This window comes from Chryseobacterium sp. 14P4.3.2 (genome assembly GCF_057799275.1).
On sequence record NZ_JBYOKO010000001.1, the window covers coordinates 340,730 to 357,112 of the forward strand.

At 37.9% G+C, this 16,383-nt stretch carries 12 protein-coding genes; 1 reads left to right on the forward strand and 11 read right to left on the reverse strand.

Annotated features, from left to right (window positions below):
• Positions 1-5: 5 nt before the first annotated feature.
• From AC27VX_RS01620 to AC27VX_RS01640, 5 genes are read right to left on the reverse strand one after another with little or no spacing between them, the layout of a single operon-like run.
• Positions 6-698 (reverse strand): c-type cytochrome, encoded by a 693-nt coding sequence (locus tag AC27VX_RS01620; RefSeq protein ID WP_236856857.1) that lies wholly within the window; start codon positions 696-698, stop codon positions 6-8.
• Positions 691-1,212 carry a DUF3341 domain-containing protein gene (locus tag AC27VX_RS01625; protein ID WP_236856858.1) on the reverse strand — a complete coding sequence of 174 codons (522 nt, stop codon included), beginning with the start codon at positions 1,210-1,212 and terminating at the stop codon, positions 691-693. The genes AC27VX_RS01620 and AC27VX_RS01625 overlap by 8 nt, the downstream gene beginning before the upstream one ends.
• Positions 1,199-2,596 carry an NrfD/PsrC family molybdoenzyme membrane anchor subunit gene (nrfD, locus tag AC27VX_RS01630; protein WP_236856859.1) on the reverse strand — a complete coding sequence of 466 codons (1,398 nt, stop codon included), beginning with the start codon at positions 2,594-2,596 and terminating at the stop codon, positions 1,199-1,201. Before nrfD ends, AC27VX_RS01625 begins: the two co-directional genes overlap by 14 nt.
• A gap of 25 nt (positions 2,597-2,621) precedes the next feature.
• Entirely contained in the window at positions 2,622-5,684 is a 3,063-nt protein-coding gene (locus AC27VX_RS01635; protein ID WP_488693540.1) for a TAT-variant-translocated molybdopterin oxidoreductase, read from the reverse strand.
• A gap of 23 nt (positions 5,685-5,707) precedes the next feature.
• On the reverse strand, positions 5,708-7,066 hold the full coding sequence (locus AC27VX_RS01640; protein WP_236856861.1) for a c-type cytochrome: 1,359 nt from the start codon (positions 7,064-7,066) through the stop codon (positions 5,708-5,710).
• Positions 7,067-7,247: 181 nt separating this feature from the next.
• On the opposite strand from AC27VX_RS01640, the gene AC27VX_RS01645 reads away from it, so the two are divergent.
• On the forward strand, positions 7,248-7,808 hold the full coding sequence (locus AC27VX_RS01645; protein ID WP_488693542.1) for an SPOR domain-containing protein: 561 nt from the start codon (positions 7,248-7,250) through the stop codon (positions 7,806-7,808).
• Positions 7,809-7,860: 52 nt separating this feature from the next.
• On the opposite strand, the gene AC27VX_RS01650 is transcribed toward AC27VX_RS01645, so the two are convergent.
• The 6 genes from AC27VX_RS01650 to AC27VX_RS01675 form a co-directional block, all read right to left on the reverse strand.
• Entirely contained in the window at positions 7,861-9,138 is a 1,278-nt protein-coding gene (locus tag AC27VX_RS01650; protein ID WP_488693544.1) for a DUF6080 domain-containing protein, read from the reverse strand.
• A gap of 77 nt (positions 9,139-9,215) precedes the next feature.
• Positions 9,216-10,172, reverse strand: coding sequence for a T9SS-dependent choice-of-anchor J family protein (locus AC27VX_RS01655; protein WP_236856864.1), 957 nt, complete (start codon positions 10,170-10,172; stop codon positions 9,216-9,218).
• A gap of 83 nt (positions 10,173-10,255) precedes the next feature.
• A complete protein-coding gene (locus AC27VX_RS01660) occupies positions 10,256-11,797 on the reverse strand; it encodes a protein adenylyltransferase SelO (RefSeq protein ID WP_236856865.1) in 1,542 nt (513 codons plus the stop codon).
• 75 nt (positions 11,798-11,872) lie between these two features.
• A complete protein-coding gene (locus AC27VX_RS01665) occupies positions 11,873-14,251 on the reverse strand; it encodes a penicillin-binding protein 1A (RefSeq protein WP_300685784.1) in 2,379 nt (792 codons plus the stop codon).
• Positions 14,252-14,257: 6 nt separating this feature from the next.
• Positions 14,258-14,722 carry a gliding motility lipoprotein GldH gene (locus tag AC27VX_RS01670; protein ID WP_236856867.1) on the reverse strand — a complete coding sequence of 155 codons (465 nt, stop codon included), beginning with the start codon at positions 14,720-14,722 and terminating at the stop codon, positions 14,258-14,260.
• Positions 14,715-16,109 (reverse strand): PSP1 domain-containing protein, encoded by a 1,395-nt coding sequence (locus AC27VX_RS01675; protein WP_488693547.1) that lies wholly within the window; start codon positions 16,107-16,109, stop codon positions 14,715-14,717. Before AC27VX_RS01675 ends, AC27VX_RS01670 begins: the two co-directional genes overlap by 8 nt.
• Positions 16,110-16,383: the final 274 nt, after the last annotated feature.

The window sequence follows — 16,383 nt, forward strand, 5'->3', positions numbered from 1 at the left end:
TTTTCTTATTTTTTAGTTTCGGTAGTCGTTTCAGTTGCTGGTGCCGCCGCTGTAGCTGCTGCCGGTGCTGCTCCTTTTTTGAAGGCACTCATCACATACATTGCTACTCTCCATCTATCTCCTGCGTTCAATTGTCCCGCATAAGATCCCATTGCATTTCTACCGTTTGTTAATACATAATGAACAGATCCTACAGTAATTTCTCTGTCAGCATAATTAGGTACCCCAGAGAATGCTCCACTTTGTACGATAGGTCCTTGTCCATCACCTCCTGTTCCGTGACATGCAGCACAAGTGTGATCAAACAATACTTTTCCTCTTTCAAGATCCTTAGCTGCATTAGCTGGGTTCAAAGGAGAAGCAGTCATCTTTTTAGAAGCATCATACCCTGCATTGTACTCGTCAACATTCTTAGGTAATAAGCTTTCTTCAAAAACTCCGTCTTTATTCTGAGCAACCGATCCTTCTACCGGAGAAAGACCTGTTGCACCATTATTTTTCACGAAAGCCGGGATTTCATTTTCATGATCTGAATAAGCATCCTGAGCTTTCATCAATGGATCGTAAGCTACCGGAAAATACATATCCGGGAAATATACCAACGGTGTATTTTCTTTTGGTCCGCAAGAGTTAAGCAAAACTGTAGTTAAACCTAAAACTGCTGTAATTTTTAATACATTCTTTTTCATTTTAAGCATCTTTAACAGTTATTTCTTCAACTCCAGTTTCAATAAGCAACTGCTTTACAGATTCTACATCTTCAGTTACAAATTCCATCATGAATTTATCATCAGTAGTTCTTGGATCTGGATTCTGAGCCGGAGCTCCTGGATACATTTTGTTTCTAACTAGGAAAGTTAAAGACATCATGTGAGCAGCACAGAATACCATTAATTCGAACATTGGAACTACGAATGCCGGCATATTGTGTCCCCAGTCAAAAGCTGGTTTACCACCGATATTCTGAGGCCAGTCATGGTTCATTACATACCAGGTTAAAGTAGCACCGATAGTAACACCATAAAGAGCGTATAGAAAAGCAGCATCAGAGATTCTGGTTTTCTTTAACCCTAAAGCTTTATCTAGCCCGTGAACCGGAAACGGAGTATAAACTTCGTTTATTTTGATTCCTTTATCGTTGAATGCCTTAACGCCGTTCATTAAATCGTCGTCGTCAGCATAAAGTCCGTATACAATTTTAGTGGTGCTCATCTCCTTCTTTTGCTTTATAAGTTTCACCTGAGATTTTCAAAATCGATTTTAATTCAGCCTGTGCAATTACAGGGAACGTTCTTGCGTATAATAAGAATAATACAGAGAAGAATCCGATAGTTCCTAAATATACACCCACATCAATGATCGTTGGCTTAAACATTGTCCATGATCCTGGTAAGTAGTCTCTAGAAAGGTTGATAACGATGATATCAAAACGCTCAAACCACATACCGATGTTGATGATCAAAGCAACGATGAAAGTCCAGATAATGTTCGTTCTAAGTCTTTTGAACCAGAAAGAAGCCGGAATAATCAAGTTACAAGTAATCAACGCCCAGAAAGCCCACCAGTAAGGTCCTACTGCAGCACCTGGAGAAAGATATGTAAAGTCTTCAAATCTAGATCCTGAGTACCATCCGATGAAATATTCAGTAGCATAAGCTACAGTTACCATACCACCAGTTAAGATGATTACGATGTTCATAATTTCGATATGATACATTGTAATGTATTCTTCTAAGTGACATACCTTTCTTGCAACTAACAATAGCGTCTGTACCATTGCAAATCCTGAGAAGATTGCACCAGCAACGAAGTAAGGAGGATAGATCGTAGAGTGCCATCCTTTAATTACTGAAGTCGCGAAGTCAAAAGATACGGTAGTGTGTACCGAGAATACAAGTGGAGTTGCTAAACCTGCAAGAACCAAAGAAAGTTCTTCGAATCTTTGCCAGTGTTTTGCTTTACCACCCCAACCGAAAGCAAGGAATGTATAAATTTTCTTTGTCCAAGGAGTTTTCGCTCTATCTCTGATCATTGCAAAGTCAGGGATTAATCCCATAAACCAGAATACAGTTGATACTGAGAAATACGTAGAGATTGCAAATACGTCCCAAAGTAGAGGAGAGTTGAAGTTCCCCCAAAGAGAACCGAATTGGTTTGGTAATGGGAATACCCAGTATCCAACCCAAACTCTACCCATGTGGATTACAGGGAAGATTGCTGCCTGTACAACCGCAAAGATCGTCATCGCCTCTGCAGATCTGTTTACAGACATTCTCCATCTCTGTCTAAATAATAATAATACTGCTGAGATTAAGGTTCCGGCGTGACCGATACCTACCCACCATACGAAGTTGGTAATATCCCAACCCCAGTTAATAGTTCTGTTAAGCCCCCATGCTCCAATACCTGTCCCGATAGTATAAGCGATACAGCCGAATCCATAGATGAAAAGAATTAAGGCTGCATATAATGAGATCCACCATAATTTACCTGCTCTTTCTTCGATAGGTCGTGCAATATCTTCTGTGATATCGTGATAAGTTTTGTGACCAATAATTAGAGGTTCCCTTATCGGAGCTTCGTAATGTCCTGACATTTTTTACCTATTTATTATTTAAACTTTATTTTTCTACTCTGTTTCTTACTTTAGTGTGATAGAACACGTTTGGTTTTGTTCCGATCTCCTCTAGTAAATAATATCTTCTGTTAGAAGCATAGTGCTCTCTAATTTCAGACTCTTTATCATTCATGTCTCCAAATGTCATTGCTCCGGTAGAACAAGCTTTAGAACAAGCAGTCTGGAATTCACCATCCTTCACTTTTCTTCCCTCTTTCTTAGCCTCAAGAATAGTATTCTGAGTCATTTGGATACACATTGAACATTTCTCCATTACCCCTCTAGTTCTTACAACTACATCTGGGTTAAGTACCATTCTTCCTAAATCATTGTTCATGTTGAAATCGAACTTGTCATTTAGGTTATAAGTAAACCAGTTGAAACGTCTTACTTTGTACGGACAGTTGTTTGCACAATATCTTGTACCGATACATCTGTTGTAAGCCATATGGTTTTGACCTTGCTTACCGTGTGAAGTAGCCGCTACCGGACATACAGTTTCACAAGGAGCATGGTTACAGTGCTGACACATTACCGGTTGGAAGATAACGTCAGGATTATCTGCAGGGTGGTTTAATGCACCTCCGTCTCCGAAAGCAGTACCGTATAATTCTGGTACAGCCATTCCTTCTTTCAATCCTTCGTATACTTCTACCTTTTGTCTTGAAGAATAATAACGGTCTATTCTTAACCAATACATATCTCTAGACATTCTTACCTCTTCTTTACCTACTACAGGAACGTTGTTCTCAGCCTGACAAGCAATAATACATGCTCCACATCCTGTACAAGAGTTCAAGTCGATAGATAAGTTGAAGTGAGGTCCATCTGTATCATCGAAAGCGTCCCAAAGGTCAATTTTTCTTGCTGGAAGCGCTCCGCTGATTGTGTGGTATTCCAAAGGCTTATTCCATCCTTTGTGTTCGTCATCGAAAGCAACGTTGATGAATTCTGCTAAAGGAACTTCCTTAGCAATCTCATAACGGCCCATCAATGTATTTTGAAGCTGGATACCTGCAAATTCGTGATCTTCTCCTGTTTTCTCGATTTTCACCCCTGAAACAGCAAGGTTAGAACCATCAAATAAAGGATAAGCATTTACCCCTGTATCTGCAGTAGCTCCTGAATCTTTCTTACCATAACCAAGCGCTAGACCTACTGATCCTTCTGCCTGACCTGGTTGTACGAATACAGGAACATCTTTTATTGTTACTCCGTTTACAGTAAGGTTTACAATAGAACCATCTAACTGCATTCTTGCATTAAGATCGTTATCAATTGCAAACTTCTCTGCATCTTTAGGAGAAATCGTTAAATAGTTATCCCAAGACATTCTTGTCAATGGATCAGGTAACTCTTGTAACCAAGGGTTGTTTGCCTGAGTTCCGTCTCCCATTGAAGTCTTAGTGTATAATACTAATTCTAATTCAGAAGCTTTAAAGTTTCCTAGTTCAGCAATAGCCTGGCCTGCGTCTCCACCTGCATACGCTAATGTTGTTGCATTATTGGATGTATTGATACCATTATATAATGCTTTGTTGAAAGAAGTAGCTCCTAAGATAGAACCTGCACTAGATTTTAAATAATCATAGTAATTGTTTGCAGCATTATTCTTACCATTTTTCCAAACTAATAGAGATTCTTCAATCTGTCTTGATTTGTAGATCTTCTGGATCGTAGGCTGCATCAATGAATATACTCCTGTCTGTGGTTCGATATCTCCCCAAGACTCTAACCAGTTTGCTACCGGAATTACAGCTTTCGCTGCTTTGTACATTTCATTTTTCTTATCAGCAACAGCAATTACATAAGGAACCTTTGATAAAGATTTTTTGAAATCTTCACCTTTTGGATGAGAGTAGATAGGGTCTACATTGTTTGCGATCAATACGCCAACCTGTCCGCCATTTACCCATCCTAAGAATTCCTGATATCTTGCCTTGTCAAATTCTTTAAGGAAGTTTGCTTTTCCTGTGAAAGCAACAGAAGCTAATTTCTTGTTGATTAAGTGTGCTAAAACCTGAGCTCCTTTAGAACCATCAGCAAAAACAACAGCTTTGCTTCCTTTTGCGGTAAGCTCTTTAGCTATTTCAGCAGCAATCTTATCGTTAGTATTTCCTCCTCCTACAACTACATTATAAACTTCAACTAAAGTTTTGTTTACAGCACTTGGCTTTAATAGATGTCTTGTATCAGAGTTAGCACCTGTTAATGACATGTTAGACTCCACCTGGATGTGTCTTAGCATGTTTGGACCCGGCTTTCTAGCTGATGCATAAGAAGACTCTAAGCTTGAAGCGTTATAATCTCCTAAGAAGTCAGCGTGGAAAGCCACTACAAGCTCAGAACCTTTAAGGTCATAAACAGGGAGTGCTCTTTGTCCAAATACCTCCTGTGCAGCATCTAATCCTGCAGAATAAGGGAAAGCATCATAAGTTACTAATTCAGCTGTAGGATATTTAGCTTTGAATTCAGCAAATAATTTCTTGAAAGTTGGTGAAGCAAAAGAGTGTGATAAAACCACAATCTTTTTGCCTGACGCTTTAGCTTCTTCCAAACCTTTAAGAACGAAGCTGTCTACTTTGTCGAAAGTTTCGTCTTTACCGTCCAGTTTAGGCTGCTTTACTTTATCATTGTCGTAAAGAGAAAGTACACTTGCCTGGGCTCTTGCATTAGTTTTACCTAAATCACCACCAGCCGGGTTCGGTTCAATTTTGATTGGTCTACCTTCACGGGTTTTTACTAAAACACTAGCAAAGTCGAAACCATCAAAATATGTTGAAGCGTAATAATTAGGGACTCCCGGAATAATGTCATGTGGCTTTACCACATAAGGAATCGTTTTGATTACCGGAGCTTCGCAGGCAGCTAATGTAACTGCTGCAGTTGAGAATCCTAGTAATTTCAGGAAATCTCTTCTTGAAGTACTTGATCCGTTTTTCTCAGCATCTCCAAGGAAATCTTCTACCGGAATTTCTTCCAGAAACTCTTTCTGAGCCAGCTTATTATTCAAAGCTGGATCTTTAAGTTCATGAATACTTCTGAATTGTATTTTGTTTGAAGCCATTTATACTTCTAATTTTTTAGTTATTAATAATGACATTTACCACACTCAAGACCTCCAATTGCATCTACAGTGATCTTACCTCCATCTTGTGGATATTGTTTTTTCAACTTGTCATGTAGATTTTTGAAGTACTCTTTATTATAACCGTTGTTCATATCAACCTCAGTCGTTCTGTGGCACTCGATACACCATCCCATAGTAAAGTCGTTAGCCATCTGTACAACATTCATTGTATCAATTTTTCCGTGGCAGGCTTTACATACAACATCAATTTTGTTGTTAGGATTCTTTTTGTTGAAAGAATTGATGATCGCTTGTTCACCAGCAATTACGTGCTGAGAGTGGTTGAAGTAAACGAAATCTGGCATGTTGTGGATTCTCGTCCATTCAACCGGCTGTGTTTTCCCTGTGTACTGTTGTTTTGCAGGATCCCAACCTGTTGCAGCATAGATCTTCTGGATTTCTCCATCATAGAATGCCTTGTCTTTTCCTGGCTCCATGTAGTGATCCTGGTTGTATTCAGAAATTGTTCTGTGACAGTTCATACAAACGTTCATAGAAGGAATCTCAGATACTTTTCCATATTTAGCACTAGAGTGACATAGCTGACAGTCAATTTTCTGCTCCCCAGCGTGGATTTTATGAGAGAAGTAGATAGGCTGCTCTGGTTTGTAACCTTTGTAAACCCCAATCCACATCAACCAGTTCCATACTCCGTACGCCGCCAGAATAGCCAAGATGGCCAGTACTGCTTTGCCTACATAGTGGAACTTCTCATACATTTCCCTGAAGGAACGAACTCTTGTTTCATTAAGTCCTGCTAACTCTTCAGACTGACCTAAGGTTACCAATTGTCTTAGTTTAACCAAGATCCAAACTAGTAAACCTGCAATCGCTAAAAGGGAAATAATAACAATGTTTGTAGTGGTTTTGTCTGCAGGAGCTGCCGCCTCAGCGCCAGGTACAGGAGTTGCTTCCGGTTTTTTCTCTTCCGGAGCCGGAGGATTAGTAGTGAAAGCTAAAATGTCGTCTATATCCTTATCTGTAAGATTTGGAAAGACCTGCATTTCAGTCTTGTTAAACTTCTCAAAAATCTCATTAGCGTATTTATCCCCAGAAGCCCTCAGAGCTTTGTTGTCTTTGATCCACTTGTGAAGCCAATCTTTGTCTACACCGCCTTCTGTCTTTACACGATCTACAACCCCCTTTAACGGTGGTCCTACAACTTGTTTGTCCAGCGCGTGACATGCAGTACAATTCGCTTTGAAAAGTTTCTCTCCGTTTTTAGGATCGCCGTCTTGCCCGTAAAATGAAGCACTGGTTGATAGCAATAAGCCTATTGCGATCAACGTTTTTTTATAATGCTTTCTCCAACTAATCATTTAAATTATCTTATGTTAGTAAAATATTGAACATATCAATTCCGCAAAAATAATATTTTTAACAGGAATTTAACGGTATATGGAAAGGGGAAAATATCATTTACGTTTAATTTGTATTGATTCTAAATAACCTGTTTGGTATAGTTTTTTAATTTGTATAAATTTGCACAAACAAGTTTAAATGAGAAATTTGATAAAAATATTTTCGATATTGTCATTATTTGGTTTTTATAATATTGAAGCACAGCAGGTTGTTAAAAGAGATACGCTTTCAGGAACAGAGCTTGTTATCTCAATGGATTCCAAAATAAATACTGCTTTGGAAGGAGTTGAAGATAAATGTTCTAAAGTTATTGCTAATAATTCGTCTAAGGATTTCAGTAATAATAATGATAGTGGTGTATCTTCTGGTACAGGAACAAAACCGTCTAAAATTTATGTGCCAAACAGGGCACTTACCAACGCTGAAATTTGTAATAAAAATCCTAGAATTTTAGGATTTAAAATTCAAATTACAACAGTGAAAAGTAACGAAGAAGCTAACGAAGTAAAAGCTTATTTCAGAAAAAGATTTCCTAATCTAAAGGTGGAAACGGATGCGTCCTTAAGGCCTAATTATAAGATTTTAGCCGGAAGTTATTTCACTAAACAAAGTGCTGCAGGTGACGTTGCAAAAATTAGAGAATATTTCAAATCTGCAATGCCCGTGCAGTATAGAATCTTCTGTTCAGAAGCAAAATAGTACATATTATTTTTAAACATAAGCAAAAAGCTGAGAGAAATCTCAGCTTTTTTTATTGATAATAACTATCCATAAACCAGAAGAATTCTGACATACGGAATATATTATTACATAATAGATAAAATAGTAATAAAGACGTTACTAAGCTTAGAAAAAATATCATTTTTGGTGATGATCTGTAAGCTTGAAAAAGCCATCCTATAAACAATGGATAGACAAAGACGAAATGTCCGCCATAAATGTACGAAGTATGCAGCCCAAATCTCATGATACAGTGGATGATGATATCAAAGAGAAATGAAATCATAATAACCTGAACCCATTTATTTTTAAAATTTTTAACATAACTCCAACTAATTAATAGGAGTAAGGCTGCTACAAATAGATAAGAGAAGGCAGATGAATACAAATCCATATAAAGCCCTTTAAACTCGAAACCCTTCATATTGTGTTTGTCTGAAAGAATGAATCCCGGGAAAAGGATGTTACCTCCGAAAAAGAATGAGCTGATCATATCCCATGTAGGCATAGATTCTACATTTGAGAATTTTTCATACTGTTGATTGGTTTTGGAAAAAATATTCTGATAGTTAAAATCAATTCTGTTCAGATAGAGCAGGATGAAACATATTGCTGCAATTAAGACTCTTAGTGCTGCGTTTCCAAACTTTTTCCAGCTTTTAAAAAGATTTTTTTCAAAAAGGACGGGTATAAAGACTTTTACAAAATTGGTGATTGTAAGGCCGCCAATAGTAATTCCTGCCAATGATAATGCTAAGGCAGGTATTTTTTCTTGTTTTCTTAGCTTTATGGCTGCGTAATGATTGTATAACGTAAGAAGGAATAAAGTGTAAGTGAAATTCTCGGGCGTAAAAGACAGTAAGATATTGGTGGAAAACAAACCGAAAAATAATACAGTGAAAAAGCTGAACCTGAACGGAAGTCTGATAATATTCTTTAGATATTTAAAAACCTGAAGAATATTCAGTGAAATAACAATATTGCTGAGCCATGCTAATGTCAGCCTGAAATTGGCATCCATTTTTCCACCTGAGATTAATAAAGAAAACTCTCTGACCCAGTTAAAAAAATAATAGGAGAGAGGGTGTCTTTCAAAACTTCCTCCAGTCATAAGAATAGATTTGTTGTCAAAACTGAAGTAAGCATCCCAGGGAATCCTGCTGTCGAATATTATTCTATAATTAACAGCGATATAGGACCCCAGTATTCCGTAACAAATAATGAAAAACAGAAAAACTGCCAGTTCAGTATAGGATGAAGGAAATACCAACCTTAAAAAATCGATCAATTTAGTTTTGATAAAAGACACGTTCCTTTTTTTTTGCAAAAGTAAAATAAAAAAACCACCAAAGGAGGTGGTTTTTGTGAAGATTGTATAAATGGGTGTTATTGTTTTATCACTTTTTCAGTAGTAGTAGTTCCGTCAGAGAAATCTACTTTCAATAAATAGTTTCCTTTTGGCAGTGAGGAAAGATCTGCTTTTTCTGAATTGGTGCTGTTAACTGTTTTTCCTGTCATGTCAACAATAGAGGTAGACTTTATCTTTTTATCGGTTTTAATAGATACTTCTCCTTGGGTAGGATTAGGATAAAGAGCTACATTAGATTTTGTTTTTGAAATCTCGTTTGTAGAAAGTACTGCTGCTGTAGTAATCTTTACATCATCCAGCATAAACATATATTCGTTTGAAGACATATACTGGAATCCTACTCTTACAGTCTGCCCTGCATAGGCATCCAGACTTAAAGTAACCTGCTGCCATCCAGCATAAGGAGCCGTTCTGGCACTTGCTCCTGAAATGATAGTGAAATTACTGGCAGCTGTTGGAGTACCACTTCCCGTATAAACCCCTACTTTGTAGCTTTCTACGTAATCAGGAGAAAGTGCTTTTACCCAAAATGTTAAACTGTTGGACGTTGCGCCCAAAGTTACTGCCGGAGTAATTAACCAGTCATTGTTGCCGGGTACTGAAGGTGTTGGGGATCCTGCCCATGCTGCTGCATATTTTTGGCCTCCGTGAGGGGTGAAGTTTCTTATCTCATCATCAGTAGCTGTCACTGTTAAGTTGTTAGTGGCATTAGTAGCAGAAGGGTTGAAAATCTGAAAAGCCATAGGAGAGCCGGCATTAAGCCAGTTTGGATTCCAGGTGGCAGATGGTACGCCCCCTAATGACGGGCCACCACCGTAGAAAGTGCTTAATCCATCCAGGTCAAGCGTTAACCAGCTGCCAAAACCTGTTATGGCAAAGTTTGTGTACGACTCAAAGCCTTCATCAAGCAAAACTGTTTGGGAGTGTGCAATTGTTCCCAGTAATAAACTTAAAGAGAGTATAATTCTTTTCATGTTAAAGATTTTTCTAAAATTAGTGAAAATAATTAATATAATATGAATTATTCAATCAAATGTTTAATTTTTTATTTGTTTTATCAAGAACTGCAGGAAAGTGTAGAACATCCCGCAGTGTCGTCATAGCTGGACGGGCGTTTGGCTGAAAACTCTGGAAACAGTTCCTGATAGGGTGATTTTAAAGCTTGGGTTAGCTTATCCAGCATTTCTGATCCGCCATTATTGATCTCTTCAATGCATTCGTAAAGGAGATAGTTTCTTAGGATGAATTTTGGATTTGTTTCTTCCATCATTTTTAAAGAGGTTTCTCTTGAAATGGAGTTTAAGCTTAACCTGGACTCATATTTTTTGATGAAGTCTTTAAGCTTAGTTACTTTTTCGTCATTTAAAAGACCATATGAAACATCTTTAAAATGTTCTTGTGCATCCGATTCCGGGGTTAGTCTTTCAAGTTGATTAAAAAATAAAGTGTAATCAAACTCTAGCTCCTGCATTAAGCCCTGCCAATTGGTAAAAAAGTCTTCATCGGTTTTTAACAATTGATCAAATCCGAATTTTTTGCATAGCATCGTATCATGAGCTTCCCAGAAATAGGTTCCATAGCGGTTGAGGGTATCCTCTAAGAACTTTTCATCTTTGATTAACGGGTGAAGTGCATTAGCCAGCTGCCAAAGATTCCATTGGGAGATCTGTCCCTGTTTTCCGAAAGCATATCTTCTGCCGGGAAGATCAGTAGTATTTGGGGTGAAATTGAGATCATATTCATCCATCATAGAATAAGGACCATAGTCAATGGTAAGTCCCAGAACAGACATGTTATCGGTGTTCATAACGCCATGTACAAAGCCAACCCTAAACCATTCTACCATAAGGTCTGCGGTACGGGTGCAGATATTTTCAAAAAAATCTTTATATTTCTGAGGTTCTGAAGATGTAATTTCTGGGAAATAGTTTTCAATCGTAAAATCTGCAAGCTCCTGTAGGGTATTGTATTCTCTTTGGGATGATATCAGTTCAAAATGTCCGAAACGAATGAAGCTTTCGGCCGTTCTTATAATAACGGCTCCTTTTTCAAGCTGTGGATTTCCGCTATACATGATATCACGAACCACATCTTCACCGGTAAAGGCGAGGCTTAATGCTCTTGTTGTAGGAATTCCTAAGTGATGCATTGCTTCGCTCATCAGATATTCTCTTAAAGAGGATCGTAATACAGCTCTTCCATCTGCATGTCTGGAGTAAGGAGTTGCTCCCGGGCCTTTCCATTGGATTTCGGTCTTTTTCCCGTTAGCATCCACAATTTCTCCTGCCAGAATAGCTCTTCCGTCTCCCAGCTGCCCTGCCCAGTTTCCAAATTGATGTCCTGCATAAGCGGTGGCATAAGTTCGAACGTTCTTGGGAAGATTACTTCCTACCAGGAAGTCCAGATCTTTATCTTCAAATTTTCCAAGGCCTATTTCTTCCGAAAGAGCTTCGTTGAAAGCGATCAGTTTAGGCTTGTCAAAACCTGCTGGCTGAATGGTGGAAAATAAAACCTTTGGTGTATTTCTCTGCATAGGATTATTAGAAAAGTCACCTGGAAATTTCTCAATAAAAGGCTGGCTTATACGTTCAATATTCATCCTTCAAAGGTATAAATTATAAAAGAAAAGACCTTCCAAATAATTGAAAGGTCTTATGTATTTCTAAAAGAGAAATTATTTATTAAAATCTACCTCATCGTTAGAATGAAGGTTTTCATTGATATTATCCTCTTTCTTCTCTGTAGGCTTCTTAGGATTAGGATCCGCAGGTCTTGGATTCTTGATTTCATCAATCGTCTGAAGACTTCCGTCATCTCCATATCCTCCGCTTAGTCCTTTAAGGTTTGAACAGCCGTCTTTCCAGTCTGAAGGTTTAACAAACTTGTCGTCAGGAGTAACTCCTAAACTCTTGTCTGCCCATACTTTCTTCATGAAGATTGCCCAGATAGGTAATGCCATTCTTGCACCCTGACCTTCTCCTGTTCCAAGAAAGTGAGTTGCTCTGTCTTCCCATCCAACCCATGCTCCTGTCGCCAGTTTTGGTGTGATTCCCATAAACCAACCATCGGAGTTGTTCTGAGTAGTACCCGTTTTAGCGGCAATTTCTACTGCTTTTGAGATTCCTCTTCTTCCAAGCTCACCGGAAGCAGTTCCATATTGAGCAACACCTTTCATGAGTTCAATCATGGTGTAAGCGTACATTGGATTCATTACTTCTTTAGGCTCTACATTTACTTCCTTGATAACTCTTCCGTTGGCATCTTCAATTCTCCAGATCATTTCCGGTTTGTTGTAGTTTCCATAATTAGCAAAAGTACTGTAGGCACCTAGCATTTCATAAATGGTAATATCTGATGAACCTAATGCAATCGTATTGTTTCTAGGAATATCTTCCGTTACCCCCAGGTCTCTTGCTGTCTGAATAACCGCATCTACACCAGTCATTTCAATAAGTCTGGCTGCTACAGGGTTTTGAGAATTGGCTAAGGCATCTTTTAATGTAAGCATTCCCCCTCGTCCAGGTACATGCCATCCGTTATGATCATAAGTTCCGTTAGATACTGTGGAACAAGGAGTCATTCCCAGTTTCATAATAGCTGTTGCGTATACAAAAGGTTTGAAGGTAGATCCTACCTGTCTCTTTCCTTGCTTGATGTGGTCATACTGGAAGTGCTGCCAATCTATACCACCTACCCAGGCTTTGATCTCTCCGGTTCCGGGAACCATAGACATTAAACCTGCCTGTGCAATCTGCTTGTGGTATCTGATAGAATCCCAAGGGGACATTTCAACCTCTTCTTCACCTCCCCAGGTAAATCGTGAAGTCTTAATAGGCTTCTTGAATTCCATCATGATGGAATCTTCAGGCATTCCGTCCGCTTTTAGCAGTTTGTACCGGCCGGTTCTTTTCATTGCCTGAACCATTACACTATTGATTTGTTTGTCTGTAAGATAGTAGAAAGGTCTGTTCTTTCTTCCTCTCTGTTCAGCATCAAATCTCTTCTGAAGGTCAGTTAAGTGTTCTTTGATTGCTTCTTCTGCGTATTTCTGCATTTTAGAATCAAGAGTAACATATATTTTTAAACCGTCTTTGTAGAGGTTAAGCTTCTTGCCCGTTTCTTTTTCATTAGCTTCAAGATATTTGTCGATCTCTTTTCTAAGATAAAATTTGTAATATGCAGAATATCCATCCGTAATGCTTTTGATAGGGTGGAAGTCTACTTCTATAGGGGTATTGGCTGCTTTTTCATAAGTTGCGGCATCAATATATCCGGTTTTCTGCATCTGATCCAATACAACATTTCTTCTTTCTTTTGCTTTTTCAGGATATCTGTAAGGGTTGTTTTTTCTTGGATTTTCAAGCATTGCCACAAATGTTGCAGCTTCAGGCAAAGTAAGTTCCGAAGTTTTTTTGTTGAAATAAACTCGTGAAGCCATTTCTATACCATTGGCATTGAAAAGGAAATCAAATTTGTTGAAGTAAAGAGTAATAATCTCTTCTTTAGTATATCTTTTCTCAAGACTTACCGCTACAACCCATTCTTTTAACTTTTGGAACCCCCTTTCAAACTTATTCTGGGAGGCATTTCCGGTGAAAAGAAGTTTAGCAAGCTGCTGGGTGATTGTAGAACCACCACCACGTTTACCACCATAAGCTACTGCTCTGGCGATAGAGTATAGGTCGATCCCGGAGTGTTCTTTGAATCGCTCGTCTTCTTTAGCCTGAAGGGCATAGATGAGATAAGGAGGAAGGTCCTTATAAACAATAGGCTGCGTTTTTTCTTTTTCAAATTTACCTAAAGTAACTCCATCTGAAGAAATGATCTCAGAAGCGACAAATATATCCGGGTTTTCAAGTTCTTTTACATCCGGCATTTCCCCAAGGAATCCTTGAGAAACAGCAAAGAACAGACCTGAAATACCAAGTACTACCGCAATGAGTCCGATCCAAATAAATGAAACCCATTTTCTCCAGGAGGTGTCTTTCTTTTTTTTGGGAGGCAGAGGAAATGTTTTTCCTCTATTTCCTGCATTTTTTTTGTTTTCTTCCATTTATGGTTACGGTTTAGCCGTTTCTATTTTTACCCCAACATCCTCAATTCCGGGAAGATTGTCATTTCTCATTGCCTGAGTAAGACCTATTTCATATTTACCCTTCCCTGGAAATTTGTAATTTAATTTATATTGAAACAATGTTTCTTTTGTGTCACCAAAGCCCGTACCAAGCCATTCTCCATTTGGTTTTGCCAATACATAATTCAGCGTATCGGTTTCCTTTTTCTTATTTTGAAGATTGGTGAAATTAACAATAAACCTTATGTTGCTATAAGGATAATCGTTATTGTTTCTTACAACAAATATAATATTTTTAGGATTCTGCGGATCTGAAATTTCAAGATTAAATTTTTGTTCACTTTTCTTATTCCATTTATTATCAACGGAATTCATGATAACATCTTCACCTGGGGAAGAGTTGCAGCTAAAGAAAAGAATAAGGGAAAATAATCCTAAAATTTTACGCATTTTTATCTTTTTTTGGAGGAAATTTCTTTTTAAATTTCTTCTTGTTCGGATTGCTTTGTGGCTTTTGTTCAGCATCAGAAGTTACCTCGACTTTTTCTACAGGAGCTTTCTGCTGTGGATTTTGTTTCTGTGGTCTAGGCTGATTGGCGGACTGAGCATTAGAGTTTTCAGATCTTTCCGGTTTTTCTTGTCTTTCCGGTCTGTTCTTTTTCGCTCCTTGCCCTTGTGTCTGTTGGCTGTTGTTTTGATTTTGCCTGTTCTGATTCTGATTAGGTCTGTTGTTTCTGTTTCCTCTGTTTTTCTTTTCGAAACGGTCTACGCTGTTCTCCTGAATAAGATCAATGCTTTGAACAGGGGTATCAGGCTCTTTCAGATCCTCTAAAGGAAGTATTTTCTCACCTCTTTTATTTTTTGAAATAAGTTTTTTTACTAGATCAATATCAAAATCGTACCATGCAATAGAACTGTCTACATAAGCAAACCACATTTTCTTTTTGAAAACATCAATTTTAATACAGAATGCTTTTCCTCTCTCTGTGTCTAATGTTGTTGAAGAAGAAGGGAAGTTGCTTAATGCATCCAGATAACTGTCCAGCTCATAGTTAAGACAACATTTAAGCTTTCCGCATTGTCCTGCAAGCTTTTGTGGGTTGATACTCAGTTGCTGATATCTTGCTACGTTGGTATTTACCGATCTGAAATCTGTAAGCCAGGTTGAACAGCAAAGCTCACGCCCGCATGATCCAATTCCACCTACTTTTGCAGCTTCCTGTCTGAAACCGATCTGTTTCATGTCGATTTTTGTTCTGAAAGCGCCAGCATAATCTTTGATTAACTGTCTGAAATCCACACGGGTCTCAGCAGTATAGTAAAAAGTGATTTTTGAAGAGTCTCCCTGATATTCTACATCAGTTACTTTCATTTCAAGGCCTAATCGCTGTGCAATTTTTCTTGCTTCAAGTTTTACTCCGTCTTCTTTTTTTCTAACTTCCTGCCATACCTCAAGATCTTTTTGGTTGGCCTGTCTGTATATTTTAAGTGCTAATTCTTCAGAAAACTTTTTCTTTTTCATCTGAATTTTTACTAATTCTCCCGTAAGGCTTATAACGCCTACATCGTGTCCCGGACTAGATTCTACTGTAACTACACTACCGATATGTAAAGGAATATTATTTACATTCTTATAAAACGATTTTCTGTCATTTTTGAATCTAACTTCTACATAATCACACCTGTTGGCAGATGGATTGTTGATGTCAGAAAGCCAGTCAAAAACACTTAATTTATAACTATTCCCGCAGGTATTTACATTTTCACAGCCATTTGCGGTTTTTTTAGGACCACAAGAATGTGCAGAATCGCCGGATGTTTTGCATCCACAACTCATATTACTATTATTTATAATCTTGCAAATTTATGTATTTTTATCTTTATCCAATTCTAAAATACTTAAATAACCTGAATTCAGAATAAAACATTTTGCATTTTAACTCAGAAAGGAGGTGGGGAGCACAGTAGTCCTTCTTTTTCTTTAATGGATTTTGTTGTGATAATTTTTATTAAATAAAATACCAAAAATTAACATTTTTGAGTGGTGAATCTTCCTTTTTATACCTATTGTAATTATTTCGTTAAACATTTGTTTAATATTAAACGCTTGA

Bases quoted from the DNA above. Each gene is read 5' to 3' on its own strand.
- AC27VX_RS01620 (WP_236856857.1), bottom strand. From the start codon at position 698: ATGCTTAAAATGAAAAAGAATGTATTAAAAATTACAGCAGTTTTAGGT.
- AC27VX_RS01625 (WP_236856858.1), bottom strand. From the start codon at position 1,212: ATGAGCACCACTAAAATTGTATACGGACTTTATGCTGACGACGACGAT.
- nrfD (WP_236856859.1), bottom strand. From the start codon at position 2,596: ATGTCAGGACATTACGAAGCTCCGATAAGGGAACCTCTAATTATTGGT.
- AC27VX_RS01635 (WP_488693540.1), bottom strand. From the start codon at position 5,684: ATGGCTTCAAACAAAATACAATTCAGAAGTATTCATGAACTTAAAGAT.
- AC27VX_RS01640 (WP_236856861.1), bottom strand. From the start codon at position 7,066: ATGATTAGTTGGAGAAAGCATTATAAAAAAACGTTGATCGCAATAGGC.
- AC27VX_RS01645 (WP_488693542.1), top strand. From the start codon at position 7,248: ATGAGAAATTTGATAAAAATATTTTCGATATTGTCATTATTTGGTTTT.
- AC27VX_RS01655 (WP_236856864.1), bottom strand. From the start codon at position 10,172: ATGAAAAGAATTATACTCTCTTTAAGTTTATTACTGGGAACAATTGCA.
- AC27VX_RS01660 (WP_236856865.1), bottom strand. From the start codon at position 11,797: ATGAATATTGAACGTATAAGCCAGCCTTTTATTGAGAAATTTCCAGGT.
- AC27VX_RS01665 (WP_300685784.1), bottom strand. From the start codon at position 14,251: ATGGAAGAAAACAAAAAAAATGCAGGAAATAGAGGAAAAACATTTCCT.
- AC27VX_RS01670 (WP_236856867.1), bottom strand. From the start codon at position 14,722: ATGCGTAAAATTTTAGGATTATTTTCCCTTATTCTTTTCTTTAGCTGC.
- AC27VX_RS01675 (WP_488693547.1), bottom strand. From the start codon at position 16,109: ATGAGTTGTGGATGCAAAACATCCGGCGATTCTGCACATTCTTGTGGT.